Source organism: Streptomyces speibonae, assembly GCF_984686075.1.
The window spans coordinates 6255548-6268511 of sequence record NZ_OZ480260.1 but is presented as its reverse complement, the minus strand read 5'-3'; the positions used below and the strand labels follow the sequence as shown (position 1 = coordinate 6268511).

The following is a 12964-nucleotide window of genomic DNA, read 5'->3' as shown; positions in this document are numbered from 1 at the left end:
CGTCCGGGGACCCCTCCGCGCATGACACCCTTGACGCGTGAAGAGTCACCCGTCCGGCCCCGTCCGCAACCCGATCGGCGGCCATGTACCCGTGGCCGGCGGCCTGCATTCCGTCGGCCTGTCCTACGCCCGTGAGCTGCGCGCCGAGACCGTGCAGGTCTTCGTCGCCAATCCGCGCGGCTGGGCCACCCCGGCCGGCAACCCGCAACAGGACGAGGCGTTCCGCGCGGCCTGCGCCGCCGAGTCGATCCCGGCGTACGTGCACGCCCCGTACCTGATCAACTTCGGTTCCCACACCGAGGCGACCGTGGAGCGGTCGGTGGAGTCGCTGCGGCACTCGCTGCGGCGGGGGCGGGAGATCGGCGCGCTGGGTGTGGTGGTGCACACGGGCAGTGCGACCGGCGGACGTGAACGGTCGGTGGCTCTCAGGCAGGTGCGGGAGCGGATGCTGCCGCTGCTCGAGGAGCTGACCCATGACGACGACCCGTTCCTGCTGCTGGAGTCGACCGCGGGCCAGGGTTCCTCGCTGTGCTCACGGACCTGGGACTTCGGGCCGTACTTCGAGGCGCTGGACGCCCATCCGAAGCTGGGCGTCTGTCTGGACACCTGCCATGTCTTCGCGGCCGGGCACGATCTGACCGGGCCGGCGGGGATGCACCGGACACTGGATCTGCTGGTGGAGACCGTCGGCGAGGGGCGCCTGAAGCTGATCCACGCCAATGACTCCCTGGATGTGGTGGGCGCCCACAAGGACCGTCACGCGAACATCGGCGCGGGACACATCGGTGAGGACCCGTTCCGGGCGCTGATGACGCACCCGGCGACCGAGGGCGTACCGCTGGTCATCGAGACGCCCGGCGGCAAGGAAGGGCACGCGGCGGACGTGGAGCGGCTGAAGAAGCTCCGGGACGGCTGAGGCGTACGGCGGTCAGAGCTCGGGGCCCTCGCCGGGTTCCTCCTGGTAGGAGTAGCGCTGTTCCTTCCAGGGGTCGCCGACGTTGTGGTAGCCGCGCTCCTCCCAGAAGCCGCGCCGGTCGGCGGTCATGTACTCCACGCCGCGCACCCATTTGGGGCCCTTCCAGGCGTACAGATGGGGGACGATCAGCCGCAGCGGAAAGCCGTGCTCGGCGGTCAGCAGCTCGCCGTCCTTGTGGGTGGCGAAGAGGGCACGCGAGGACATGAAGTCGTCGAGCCGGAGGTTGGAGCTGAATCCGTACTCCGCCCACACCATCACATGGGTGACGTCGGGCGCGGGCGGGGCGAGGTCCACGACGGCGCGGGCGGGGATGCCGCCCCACTCGGCGCCGACCATGCTGAACTTGGTGACGCAGTGCAGATCGGCCACCACGGTGGTGTACGGCAGGGCCGTGAACTCCTCGTGGGTCCAGCAGTGCTTGTCACCGTCGGCGGTGGCGCCGAAAACCCGGAACTCCCACCGCTCGGGGCGGAACTTGGGGACGGGCCCGTAGTGGGTGACCGGCCAGCCCTTCTGCAGTCGCTGCCCCGGCGGGAGCTCGAACCGCGCCGCTGCTTGTGATGCGCGCTCCCCCGATTCCCGTTCCGCCGGCTGACCCATGTCTCCATCCTGACAGACCGGGGGCGATGCCCCTGAACCGGTCCGGAAAGAATCGGGCAGACAGCAACAAAAACGACTGAGTATGTACTTACTTACTAAGTCAAGACTTACTGGACGATCTTCCTCGCCGGTGCAATCATGCGGCCCAACCTGCCAGTCCCCCGCGCGGAAGGAGCCCATGCGATGCAGGGCGACCCCGAGGTCATCGAATTCCTCAACGAGCAGCTGACCGCCGAGCTCACGGCGATCAACCAGTACTTCCTGCACTCGAAGCTGCAGGACCACAAGGGCTGGAGCAAACTCGCCGAGTACACCCGCGCCGAGTCCTTCGACGAGATGCGGCACGCGGAACTGCTCACCGACCGCATCCTGCTCCTCGACGGCCTGCCGAACTACCAGCGGCTGTTCCACGTCCGGGTCGGGCAGACCGTCACCGAGATGTTCCAGGCCGACCGGGAGATCGAGCTGGAGGCGATCGACCGGCTGCGCCGCGGGGTGGAGGTCATGCGCAACAAGGGCGACATCACGTCGGCCAACATCTTCGAGGCGATCCTGGCCGACGAGGAGCACCACATCGACTACCTGGACACCCAGCTGGAACTGATCGAGAAGCTGGGCGAGGCGCTGTACCTGTCGACGGTGATCGAGCAGTCCCAGCCCGACTCCTCGGGCCCGGGCACGAACGGCTTCTCGACCCCGTGACCGCGGGCCGGCGGGACGCTCAGGCGGCTTCGGGAAGCTCCGTGGTCAGCGGTGGCTCGCCCTGGTCGATCAGCTGCCGGCGAGGGCACGCACCGCGGCCGAGCAGCGCCTGGATGCGCCGTACGCAGCCGCCGCAGTCGGTGCCGGCCTTGCAGGCGGAGGCGATCTGCCGGGGTGTGCACGCTCCGGCCTCCGCGTGCCCCTTCACCTGTTCCTCGGTCACGCCGAAGCAGCTGCAGACGAACACGCGGGTCACCTCCCGACGAAGTGCTGGGTCGAGCCGTACCGACCCTGGATCGGTGAGGCTAACCTAACCTTACCTGGCGCCCCTGAGCACAAAAAGAGGGGGGTGGGGCGGCATCCTGTGTGATACGCGCCCCACCCCGTCCGCCGTGTCAGCGGCCGCCCGCCCTACTGGTCGCGGTACATCTCCGCGACGAGGAACGCCAGGTCGAGCGACTGGCTGCGGTTGAGCCGCGGGTCGCAGGCCGTCTCGTAGCGCTGGTGCAGATCGTCGACGAAGATCTCGTCGCCGCCGCCCACGCACTCGGTGACGTCGTCGCCGGTGAGCTCCACGTGGATGCCGCCCGGGTGGGTGCCGAGCTCCTTGTGCACCTCGAAGAAGCCCTTCACCTCGTCGAGCACGTCGTCGAAGCGGCGGGTCTTGTGGCCGGAGGCCGCCTCGAAGGTGTTGCCGTGCATCGGGTCGGTCACCCACGCCACGGTGGCACCGGAGGCGGTGACCTTCTCGACCAGCTCGGGGAGCTTGTCGCGGATCTTGTCCGCGCCCATCCGGACGATGAAGGTCAGCCGGCCGGGCTCCCGCTCGGGGTCGAGGCGCTCGATGTACTGCAGCGCCTCCTCGGCCGTGGTGCTCGGGCCCAGCTTGATGCCGATCGGGTTGCGGATCCTGGACGCGAACTCGATGTGCGCGTGATCCATCTGCCGGGTGCGCTCACCGATCCACACCATGTGGGCGGAGACGTCGTACAGGTGTCCGGTGCGCGAGTCGACGCGGGTGAGCGCGGACTCGTAGTCGAGCAGCAGCGCCTCGTGCGAGGAGAAGAACTCGACGGTCTTGAACTCCTCCGGCTCCGCGCCGCAGGCCCGCATGAAGTTCAGCGCCTGGTCGATCTCCCGGGCCAGCTGCTCGTAGCGCTGGCCGGACGGGGACGACTTCACGAAGTCCTGGTTCCAGGCGTGCACCTGGCGCAGGTCGGCGTACCCGCCGGTGGTGAAGGCGCGCACCAGGTTCAGCGTGGACGCCGACGCGTGGTACATGCGCTTCAGCCGCTCCGGGTCCGGGACCCGGGCCTCCTCGGTGAAGTCGAACCCGTTGACGGAGTCGCCCCGGTAGGTGGGCAGCGTCACCCCGTCGCGGGTCTCGGTGGGCTTGGAGCGCGGCTTGGAGTACTGCCCCGCGATCCGTCCGACCTTCACCACGGGCACGGCGGCGGCGTAGGTGAGAACGGCACCCATCTGGAGCAGCGTCTTCAGTTTGCTGCGGATGTGGTCGGCGGACACCGCGTCGAACGCCTCGGCGCAGTCGCCGCCCTGGAGGAGGAACGCCTCTCCCTTGGCGACGGCCGCCATCCGGGCGCGCAGCTGGTCGCACTCGCCCGCGAAGACGAGCGGCGGATACGACTCGAGGTCCGCGATCACTGCGCGCAGAGCCTCGGCGTCGGGGTACTCGGGCTGCTGCGCCGCGGGCAGGTTTCGCCAGGTGTTGCCAGCGCTCGCGCTGGTCTTAGCGTTCACGGTCACGGAACCCACATTACGGGGTCGGATCGGTCGTCCATCCCGGCGCTCAACAAATGAGACACGGGCCGCACGGGGCTGAGATGCGCTAGGGTCGTGGCCATGTTCGCGCACTCGACCCGCACCTGGTGGTGGACCGCTCTCCCGGCGGCCCACTGACTGCGCGTACGCACCGACTTCGCGAAGGCCGCCCGAGGGGCGGCCTTCGGCGTTTCCCGGGTCGTTCCTCCGGCGCTCATGACCGCCCGCTCATGACCGCCCGCTCATGACACCTCGCTCATGACCGAGACGAAACGAGGAACGCCCACCATGGACCTGGCACAGCTCCCCCACGACGACCGTCCCTTCGCCCTGCTGCGCCGCCGCACCCCGGGGCACGACCACGAGGTGGTCGAGCTGCTGATCGGCGCGGTCGCCGAACGGGAGCGCCTGGCCGACCTGCCGGAGGAGGGGCTGGCGCTGGTCCCCTTCCGGCAGATCCGCGAGCGCGGCTTCGACGTCCGCGACGACGGCACCCCGCTGCTGGTGCTGACGCCCGAGGAGCGTCACGAGATCCCGCTCGCCGAGGCCCTCGACCGGCTCCCGGCCCACGGTGTGCGCGTCGAGGGCGGCGGCTTCGACGTCGGCGACGAGGAGTACGCACGGATCGTCGGGCGGGTCCTCGACGAGGAGATCGGCCGGGGCGAGGGCGCCAACTTCGTCATCCGGCGGACCTACGAGGGCGAGATCCCCGGGTTCGGGCGGGCCGACGCGCTCGCGCTGTTCCGGCGGCTCCTGGAGGGCGAGCGGGGCGCGTACTGGACGTTCGTGGTGCACACCGGGGACCGGACCCTGGTCGGGGCCAGCCCCGAGGTGCATGTACGGGCGTCCGGCGGGACGGTCGTGATGAACCCGATCAGCGGGACCTACCGCTATCCGGCCGAGGGGCCGACCCCCGAGCACCTGCTGGAGTTCCTCGCCGACGGCAAGGAGATCGAGGAGCTGTCGATGGTCGTCGACGAGGAGCTCAAGATGATGTGCACCGTCGGCGACATGGGAGGGGTCGTCATCGGCCCCCGCCTGAAGGAGATGGCGCACCTCGCGCACACCGAGTACGAACTGCGCGGCCGGAGCTCGCTGGATGTGCGCGAGGTGCTGCGCGAGACCATGTTCGCGGCGACCGTCACCGGGTCGCCGGTGCAGAACGCCTGCCGGGTGATCGAGCGGCACGAGTCCGGCGGACGGCGCTACTACGCGGGCGCGCTGGCCCTCATCGGCCGCGACGAGGGCGGCGCCCAGACCCTGGACTCCCCCATCCTGATCCGCACCGCCGAGATCGACGCGGCCGGGCGGCTGCGGGTGCCGGTCGGGGCCACGCTGGTACGCGGCTCGGACCCGGCCGGCGAGGTGGCGGAGACCCACGCCAAGGCGGCCGGGGTGCTGGCCGCGCTGGGCGTGCGCCCGGGACGGCCGCGCGCGGAGTCCGTACGGCCGGGGCTGGCCGACGACCCTCGGGTGCGGGAGGCGCTGGACGGGCGCCGGGCCTCGCTGGCGCCGTTCTGGCTGCGGATGCAGGAGCGGTCCGACGCGCTGAGCGGTCACGCGCTGGTCGTCGACGGGGAGGACACCTTCACCGCGATGCTCGCCCACCTGCTGCGCGCCGCCGGTCTGGAGGTCACCGTGCGCCGGTACGACGAGCCGGGCCTGCGGGAGGCGGTGCGCGCACACGAGGGGCCGCTGGTGCTCGGCCCCGGGCCGGGCGACCCGTCCGACACGGCCGACCCGAAGATGCGGTTCCTGCGCGCGCTGACCGCCGAGGCCCTCGGCCGCAACCGGCACGGCGTCCTCGGCGTCTGCCTCGGCCACGAGCTGATCGCGGCCGAGCTGGGCCTGGAGACCGTACGCAAGGAGGTCCCGTACCAGGGGGCGCAGACGGAGATCGATCTGTTCGGGCGGCCGGAGACGGTCGGCTTCTACAACAGCTTCGTGGCGCGCTGCGACGAGGACACCGCGCGGGAGCTGGCCGCGCACGGCATCGAGGTGAGCCGCACGGCGGGCGGCGAGGTGCACGCGCTACGGGGGCCCGGCTTCGCGGGGGTGCAGTTCCACCCCGAGTCGGTGCTGACGCTGAACGGCGCGGCGGTGGTGCGGGAGCTGATGGGTCAGCTGCGCGGCACCAGCACGTTCTCGGACCGGCGGCCTTCGGTGTAGTCGACGACGTTGCCGACCGTGGTCCGCACGATCTGTGCGACGGCGTCCTCGGTGTAGTACGCCTGGTGGGAGGTGACGAGGACGTTCGGGAAGGTGACCAGGCGGGCCAGGGTGTCGTCGTCGACGGCCTCCAGCGACTTGTCGAGGAAGAACAGGCCCGCCTCCGCCTCGTACACGTCGAGACCGACGCCGGTGAAGCGGCCCTCGCGCAGTTCGGCGACGAGGGCCGCGGTGTCGACGAGACCGCCCCGGCTGGAGTTCACCAGGATCGCGTCGTCCCGCATCGTCTTCAGGGCGGCGGCATCGATGAGGTGCTGGGTGGCGGGCAGCAGCGGGACGTGCAGGCTGACCAGGTCGGACTCGGCGAGGAGCTGGTCCTTGGGTACGTAGGTCATGCCGAGCTCCCGGCAGGCGGGGTTCTCGGCGACGTCCCAGCCCAGCAGCCGCATGCCGAAGCCGTGGGCGATCCGGGCGAACGCCTCGCCGATCTTGCCGGTGCCCAGGACGCCCGCGGTGCGGCCGTGCATGTCGCGGCCCATCAGTCCGTCGAGCCGGAAGTCGAAGTCACGGGTGCGGGTGGAGGCGCGGACGACGCGGCGGTTGACCGCCATCGCGAGGGTCCAGGCGAACTCGGCGACCGAGTACGGCGAGTACGACGAGACCCGGGCGATGGTCAGGCCGAGCCGTTCGGCGACCTCCAGGTCGATGTTGTTGAAGCCGGTGGAGCGCTGGGCGACCATCCGGGTGCCGCCGGCCGCGAGACCGGACAGCACCTCGGCGCCGAGGTCGCAGTTGACGCTGGTGGAGACGGTCTCGTGGCCGGCGGCGATGGGGGCGGTGTCCGTGTTGAGGAAGACGTCGACGGCGTGCACGGTGTGGCCGGCCTCGTGGGCCGCCCGCTCGATGAGGGGGCGCTCGTCGGCCTGCACGCCGAACGCGAGGATCTCCACGGGTGCCCTCCGGGGGTGTGCCGGGTTTGTTGTTGTACCGGTGAATATACGGGGCCGGGGTGGGGGGGTGCTTGGGCCTGATGGGTCAGTGACCCGGGGTTGTGGCTGGGCGGGGGCGGGTGCGCAGCCCGGCGCTTGCGGGGTGCCGCCCGCGCCCACCCTCCCCCACTCTCGGCTTCGCTCGAGCGGGGGGACCCCCATCGCCCCAGCGGCACGACTGCCCGCGGCCTATGGGATCAGCCGAAGAAGACTCCTACCTCCTTGTAGAGGTCCGGGTGCACCGTCTTCAACTGGGCGGTCGCCGCCGCGATCGGCACCCGCACGATGTCCGTACCGGTCAGCGCGACCATCTTGCCGAAGTCCCCGTCGCGCACGCAGTCGATGGCGTGCAGCCCGAAGCGCGTGGCGAGCCAGCGGTCGAACGCGCTGGGCGTCCCGCCCCGCTGCACATGCCCGAGCACGGTGGTGCGGGCCTCGTTGCCGGTGCGTTTCTCGATCTGCTTGGCGAGCCATTCGCCGACCCCGGAGAGCCGGACGTGTCCGAAGGAGTCCAGCGACTGGTCCTTGAGCACCATGTCGCCGTCCCTCGGCACCGCCCCCTCGGCGACGACCACGATCGGCGCGTACGAGGCACGGAACCGGGACGTCACCCAGGCGCACACCTCCTCGACGTCGAAGGGGTGCTCGGGGATGAGGATGACGTTCGCGCCGCCGGCCAGGCCCGAGTGGAGGGCGATCCAGCCCGCGTGACGGCCCATCACCTCCACCACCAGGACCCGCATGTGTGACTCCGCGGTGGTGTGCAGCCGGTCGATGGCCTCGGTGGCGATGCCGACGGCGGTGTCGAAGCCGAAGGTGTAGTCGGTGGCGGAGAGGTCGTTGTCGATGGTCTTGGGCACGCCCACGCACGGGATGCCGTACTCGTCGTGGAGGCGGGTGGCGACGCCGAGGGTGTCCTCGCCGCCGATGGTGATGAGGGCGTCCACGCCGAGTGCGGCGAGGTTGTCCTTGATCCGCCGGATGCCGTCCTCCTCGTTCAGCGGATTGGTCCGGGAGGAGCCGAGGACGGTGCCGCCGCGAGGCAGGATGCCGCGCACGGCGGGGATGTCGAGGGGGACGGTGTGCCCGTCGAGGGGCCCGCGCCAGCCGTCCCGGAAGCCGGTGAATTCGTAGCCGTACTCCTGGACGCCCTTGCGGACGATGGCCCGGATGACGGCGTTGAGCCCGGGGCAGTCGCCGCCTCCGGTCAGTACTCCGACCCGCATGGAAGTTCCCTTCGCCATGGTTGCCGAAATGCCGTTCGTTCCCACCTGGCACGGTACGGGTGATCCGGGTCACATCAACATGGTCGGGACGGTCAATTCCTGAGCGGGACGGGGTGGTTGGCGTCCTCCGGGGCTACTCGTCGTCCAGGCCGCGCTCTATGGCGTAGCGGACGAGCTCCACGCGGTTGTGCAGCTGGAGCTTGCCGAGGGTGTTCTGCACGTGGTTCTGCACGGTGCGGTGGGAGATGACGAGCCGTTCGGCGATCTGCTTGTAGCTGAGTCCCTTGGCGACCAGGCGCAGCACCTCGGTCTCGCGGTCGGTGAGCCGGGGCGTGCCCGGTTCGCCGTCGGCGGGGGCGGCTCCGGCCGGTTCGGAGGCGAGGCGGCGGTACTCGCCGAGGACCAGCCCGGCGAGGCCGGGGGTGAACACCGGGTCGCCGACGGCGGTACGGCGCACGGCGTCCCGCAGGTCCTCGGTGGAGGCGGACTTCAGCAGGTAGCCGGTGGCGCCGGACTTGACGGCCTCCAGCACGTCGGCGTGTTCCCCGCTGGCCGACAGGACGAGCACGCGGACGGCGCCGTTCGCGGCGACGACCTCCTTGCAGACCTGGACGCCGGGCTTGCCGGGCAGGTTCAGGTCGAGGACGAGGACGTCCGGCGCGGCGGCCTTGGCGCGGCGCACCGCCTGGTCCCCGTCGCCCGCGGTGGCGACGACCTCGAAGCCCGACTCGGACAGGTCGCGGGCGACGGCGTCGCGCCACATGGGGTGGTCGTCGACCACCATGACCTTGATCGGGTCCGGGTGCGTGCCTGTGGTGTCCGTCATCGCTGTTCCGCCTTCCCCCGCGAGTCGTTCGCTTCCTGCGTCTGTTTGGGCACCCTCAGTTCGACCTCCGTGCCCTGGCCCGGGACGGAGACCAGTTCCGCGCTGCCGCCGTGGTCGCGCAGCCGGCCCCGGATGGACAGGGCCACGCCGAGCCGTCCCTCCCCCTCGGCCTGGGCCAGCCGTCCCTCGGGGATGCCGGGTCCGTCGTCGCGGACGGTGACGATCACCTCGTCCGGTTCGTCCTCGACCAGGATCCAGGCGCGGGCCTGCTCGCCCGCGTGCCTGCGGACATTGTCCAGGGCGGCCCCGACGGCGGCGGCCACCTCCCGCGCGGCGGCCGGTGGCAGCAGCACCGGCGCTCCGGGCTCGGCGAGGCTGACCAGGGCGCCGGCGTGCGGGGCGAGCAGGGCGCGCAGGTCGACCGGCCCGTCGTCGCCGGTGCCGTCGTCCTCGTCCTGGTCCACGGCCCGTACGACCGCTCCCTGGGCGGCGTCCTCCGAGACCCGGGAGACCGGCACGAGGCCGCCGGAGACCAGGGTGCGCAGCGCCACCTCCTGCTCGCCGGCCATCCGGCCGAGTTCCGCGGCCTCGCCGCCGATCACCGCGCCGCGCCGCTGCACCATGGCCAGCACCTGGAGGACGCTGTCGTGGATGTCCCGCGCGAGGCGTTCGCGTTCCCGCGTGGCGGCCTCGATCTCCAGGGCGCGGGCGAGGGTGCGCTCGGAGGCGCGGGCCACCTCGACGACGTAGCCGATGGCGATGGAGGCGACCCAGACCAGGATCACGTTGTGCACGGTGTCGCGGGCGGGGCCGCCGCGCTCGATCAGGTTGGCGACGGCGACGAGGGTGGAGGCGAGGGCCGCCCAGCGCCAGCCGCCCTTGACGGCGAAGGCGAGCACCGATCCGGCGGTCCAGATGGAGGGCAGGGTCGGGCCGCCCGCCTGCACGCGGTCGTGGGCGTCGGCGACGGGGGTGAGCAGGATGCCGGTGAGGGCGAGGGTCAGGTCGGCGGTGAGGAAGCGCTTGGTGCAGGCGGCGGCGCTCGCGACCTTGGGCAGGGTGGCCAGGGTCCACACCACCAGGACGGCGTAGAAGCCGACGGCGAGCCAGGGGCGGGCGAACTTGTCGTACGCGGTGACGAACAGGCCGACCGCGTACATCATGGTGAGGACCCGGTAGCCGGCGAGCGCGCGCCACAGCGGCTGCTCGACCGACATCCGCATGACTCTCTCGCGCCTGGCCATGGTCCCCCCACTCACTCCCGCCCCGGGCTCCGGCTAAGGGCCGGAGCGTCCCTCGGTCCGGTCCCGGTCGGCCTGCTCCATCGCGGCCCGCAGCTTCTCGGCCTGTTCCTTCTCCGCGCGGGCGAGGGCGGCCTTCGCCGCCTTCTCCGCTTCCTTCTCCGCCTTGGCCGCCTCGGCGAGCTGCCGCTTCATGGCGGTGGCGTACATGTCGACGTACTCCTGGCCGGAGAGCTTCAGGATCTCGTACATGACCTCGTCGGTCACCGCGCGGAGGACGAAGCGGTCGTGCTCCATGCCCTGGTAGCGGCTGAAGTCCAGCGGCCTGCCGATCCGGATGCCGGGCCGCATCAGCTTCGGCACGACCTGCCCGGGCGGCTGGATCTTCTCCGTGTCGATCATGGCGACGGGGATCACCGGCGCCCCGGTGGCCAGCGCCACGCGGGCGAGGCCGCCCGGCTTGCCGCGGTAGAGGCGGCCGTCGGGCGAGCGGGTGCCCTCGGGGTAGATCCCGAACAGCTCGCCGCGCTCCAGCACCTCTATGCCGCTCTTGATCGCGGCCTCACCGGCGCCGCGCGCCCCGGAGCGGTCCACCGGGAGCTGGCCCATGCCTTTGAAGAAGGCGGCCGTCATCCGGCCCTTCACCCCCGGGGTGGTGAAGTACTCCGCCTTGGCGATGAAGGTGACCTTGCGGTCCAGTACGGCCGGCAGGAAGAAGGAGTCGGAGAACGACAGGTGGTTGCTGGCCAGGATGGCCGGGCCCTCGGCGGGGATGTTCTCCAGGCCCTCCACCCAGGGCCTGAAGGCGAGCTTCAGCGGCCCTCCGATGGCGACCTTCATCGTGCCGTACAACAACCGAGTGCCTCCTGTGCGTGTTGGTCAGACCATATCTCCAAGGGCCGCGAAAGGACCCGACGGCCCTGGTCGGTGTCAGTGCGGTCGCGTACGGTGAAGGTCCTGCAATCCGTGTGCCGTCCCGTCCCGGCCGTCCCGACGCGCCGGGCCCTTCCCACGAGTCCCCTTCCCACGAGACCCAGGAACAGGAGGCCGAAGGTGCCGCTCCTGACCGGAGCCGAGCCGTACCGCCACGAGGGCGGGCAGACCGCCGTGCTCCTCTGCCACGGCTTCACCGGTTCGCCGCAGTCGCTGCGCCCCTGGGCGGAGCACCTCGCCGCGCACGGCCTGACCGTCTCGCTGCCCCTGCTGCCCGGGCACGGCACCCGCTGGCAGGATCTCGGGGTCACCGGCTGGCAGGACTGGTACGCCGAGGTGGACCGGGAGCTGCGGCTGCTGCGGGACCGCAGCTCGCGGGTCTTCGTGGCCGGTCTTTCGATGGGCGGCGCGCTGGCACTGCGGCTGGCCGCGCGGCACGGGGACGCGGTGAGCGGGGTGATGGTGGTCAACCCGGCGAACAAGGTGCACGGCGTGGCCGCGCACGCCCTGCCCGTACTGCGCCATCTGGTGCCGGCGACGAAGGGCATCGCGAGCGACATCGCCATGCCGCGGAGCAGGGAGTTCGGCTACGACCGGGTGCCGCTGCACGCGGCGCACTCGCTGCGGAACTTCTTCCGTCTCGTCGACGGCGAGCTGCCGCAGGTCACGCAGCCGCTGCTGCTGATGCGCAGCCCGCAGGACCATGTGGTGCCGCCCGCCGACTCGGCGCGGATCCTCAGCCGGGTGTCGTCGACGGACGTCACGGAGATCCTGCTGGAACAGAGCTACCACGTGGCGACGTTGGACTATGACGCGGAGCGGATCTTCGAGGAGAGCACCGCGTTCATCGGCCGACTGGCGCCCGGCGCCGTCAAGGAGCGGGGTGCCGGTCTCGGCACGGAAGGGACGACCACAGGTGGCTGAGCACGACTCGGACCGTGAGGGCGGCCGCGAGCCGGAGGAGAAGGGCGTTCCCTTCGACGAGGCCGCCGCCTGGGAGGCGATCGTCGCCGGGTACGGCGACGAGCCGCCGGACCCGCCGGGCGCCAAGCCGTTCAAGTCCATCGAGGACCTGGCGCTGCTGGAGACCGAGGCCAACGACGAGGCGGAGACCGAGGCGCCCGAGAAGGCCGAGGACAAGCCCGCCAAGCCGCTCGGCGGCTCCGTCTCCTTCGCACCCGGCGTCGGCGGCGGGGGCCCGCGCGACTACAACGTGGCCGAGCCGGCGGACGACGACCTCGACGAGACGGACGAGGGCCACTTCGTCCCGCCGGAGCCGCCGCCGCTGCCGGAGACGGACACCACGTCGAAGTTCGCCTGGCTCGGTGTACTCGGCGGCCCGTTGCTGCTTCTGCTGGCGATCCTGCTCGGCTGGGAGATGACGTGGTGGCTGACCACCGTGTGCATCGGCGGCTTCCTGGGCGGCTTCGCCACGCTGGTGATGCGCATGCGCACGGACGACGAGGACGACGACGACCCGGGCCGGGGCGCGGTGGTCTGACCGCGGGCGGTGCTCGGCGCCC

At 71.3% G+C, this 12964-nt stretch carries 14 protein-coding genes; 6 read left to right on the top strand and 8 right to left on the bottom strand.

Features of this window, described 5'->3' with window-relative positions; translation table 11 throughout:
• Positions 1–37: 37 nt before the first annotated feature.
• The gene (locus AC5L3C_RS28165) at positions 38–916 is read left to right on the top strand and encodes a deoxyribonuclease IV (RefSeq protein ID WP_493651664.1); all 879 of its coding nucleotides are present in this window, start codon (positions 38–40) and stop codon (positions 914–916) included.
• Positions 917–928: 12 nt separating this feature from the next.
• On the opposite strand, the gene AC5L3C_RS28160 is transcribed toward AC5L3C_RS28165, so the two are convergent.
• Positions 929–1576, bottom strand: a complete 648-nt coding sequence (locus tag AC5L3C_RS28160; protein WP_493651662.1) for a sulfite oxidase-like oxidoreductase — start codon at positions 1574–1576, stop codon at positions 929–931.
• A gap of 183 nt (positions 1577–1759) precedes the next feature.
• Between AC5L3C_RS28160 and bfr the strand changes: the two genes are divergently transcribed.
• Complete coding sequence (gene bfr, locus AC5L3C_RS28155) at positions 1760–2278, top strand: bacterioferritin (RefSeq protein WP_493651660.1); 519 nt, start codon at positions 1760–1762, stop codon at positions 2276–2278.
• A gap of 19 nt (positions 2279–2297) precedes the next feature.
• Here the strand turns inward: bfr and AC5L3C_RS28150 are convergent, their stop codons facing one another.
• Both AC5L3C_RS28150 and AC5L3C_RS28145 read right to left on the bottom strand, forming a co-directional pair.
• The gene (locus AC5L3C_RS28150) at positions 2298–2525 is read right to left on the bottom strand and encodes a (2Fe-2S)-binding protein (RefSeq protein WP_125507033.1); all 228 of its coding nucleotides are present in this window, start codon (positions 2523–2525) and stop codon (positions 2298–2300) included.
• Between the two features lie 164 nt (positions 2526–2689).
• Positions 2690–4042: a class II 3-deoxy-7-phosphoheptulonate synthase gene (locus AC5L3C_RS28145; RefSeq protein ID WP_125507031.1), complete on the bottom strand. Its 1353-nt coding sequence runs from the start codon at positions 4040–4042 to the stop codon at positions 2690–2692.
• 96 nt (positions 4043–4138) lie between these two features.
• Between AC5L3C_RS28145 and AC5L3C_RS28140 the strand changes: the two genes are divergently transcribed.
• Together AC5L3C_RS28140 and AC5L3C_RS28135 are read left to right on the top strand one after the other, a co-directional pair.
• Positions 4139–4195 (top strand): trp operon leader peptide, encoded by a 57-nt coding sequence (locus AC5L3C_RS28140; protein ID WP_125510426.1) that lies wholly within the window; start codon positions 4139–4141, stop codon positions 4193–4195.
• Positions 4196–4345: 150 nt separating this feature from the next.
• Complete coding sequence (locus tag AC5L3C_RS28135; protein WP_493654060.1) at positions 4346–6226, top strand: anthranilate synthase family protein; 1881 nt, start codon at positions 4346–4348, stop codon at positions 6224–6226.
• On the opposite strand, the gene AC5L3C_RS28130 is transcribed toward AC5L3C_RS28135, so the two are convergent.
• The 5 genes from AC5L3C_RS28130 to AC5L3C_RS28110 form a co-directional block, all read right to left on the bottom strand.
• Entirely contained in the window at positions 6178–7176 is a 999-nt protein-coding gene (locus AC5L3C_RS28130; protein WP_493651658.1) for a 2-hydroxyacid dehydrogenase, read from the bottom strand. The two genes, AC5L3C_RS28135 and AC5L3C_RS28130, sit on opposite strands and share 49 nt — an antisense overlap.
• Positions 7177–7412: 236 nt before the next feature.
• Positions 7413–8441 carry a 6-phosphofructokinase gene (locus AC5L3C_RS28125; RefSeq protein WP_493651657.1) on the bottom strand — a complete coding sequence of 343 codons (1029 nt, stop codon included), beginning with the start codon at positions 8439–8441 and terminating at the stop codon, positions 7413–7415.
• A gap of 133 nt (positions 8442–8574) precedes the next feature.
• Complete coding sequence (locus tag AC5L3C_RS28120) at positions 8575–9267, bottom strand: response regulator (RefSeq protein WP_493651655.1); 693 nt, start codon at positions 9265–9267, stop codon at positions 8575–8577.
• The gene (gene macS / locus AC5L3C_RS28115; RefSeq protein ID WP_493651653.1) at positions 9264–10511 is read right to left on the bottom strand and encodes a MacS family sensor histidine kinase; all 1248 of its coding nucleotides are present in this window, start codon (positions 10509–10511) and stop codon (positions 9264–9266) included. Before macS ends, AC5L3C_RS28120 begins: the two co-directional genes overlap by 4 nt.
• A 33-nt stretch (positions 10512–10544) precedes the next feature.
• Entirely contained in the window at positions 10545–11348 is an 804-nt protein-coding gene (locus AC5L3C_RS28110; protein ID WP_125510424.1) for a lysophospholipid acyltransferase family protein, read from the bottom strand.
• A 213-nt stretch (positions 11349–11561) separates the two neighbouring features.
• Between AC5L3C_RS28110 and AC5L3C_RS28105 the strand changes: the two genes are divergently transcribed.
• Together AC5L3C_RS28105 and AC5L3C_RS28100 are read left to right on the top strand one after the other, a co-directional pair.
• Positions 11562–12365 carry an alpha/beta hydrolase gene (locus AC5L3C_RS28105; RefSeq protein WP_493651652.1) on the top strand — a complete coding sequence of 268 codons (804 nt, stop codon included), beginning with the start codon at positions 11562–11564 and terminating at the stop codon, positions 12363–12365.
• Positions 12358–12942: a hypothetical protein gene (locus AC5L3C_RS28100; RefSeq protein WP_493651651.1), complete on the top strand. Its 585-nt coding sequence runs from the start codon at positions 12358–12360 to the stop codon at positions 12940–12942. The genes AC5L3C_RS28105 and AC5L3C_RS28100 overlap by 8 nt, the downstream gene beginning before the upstream one ends.
• Positions 12943–12964 lie beyond the last annotated feature (22 nt).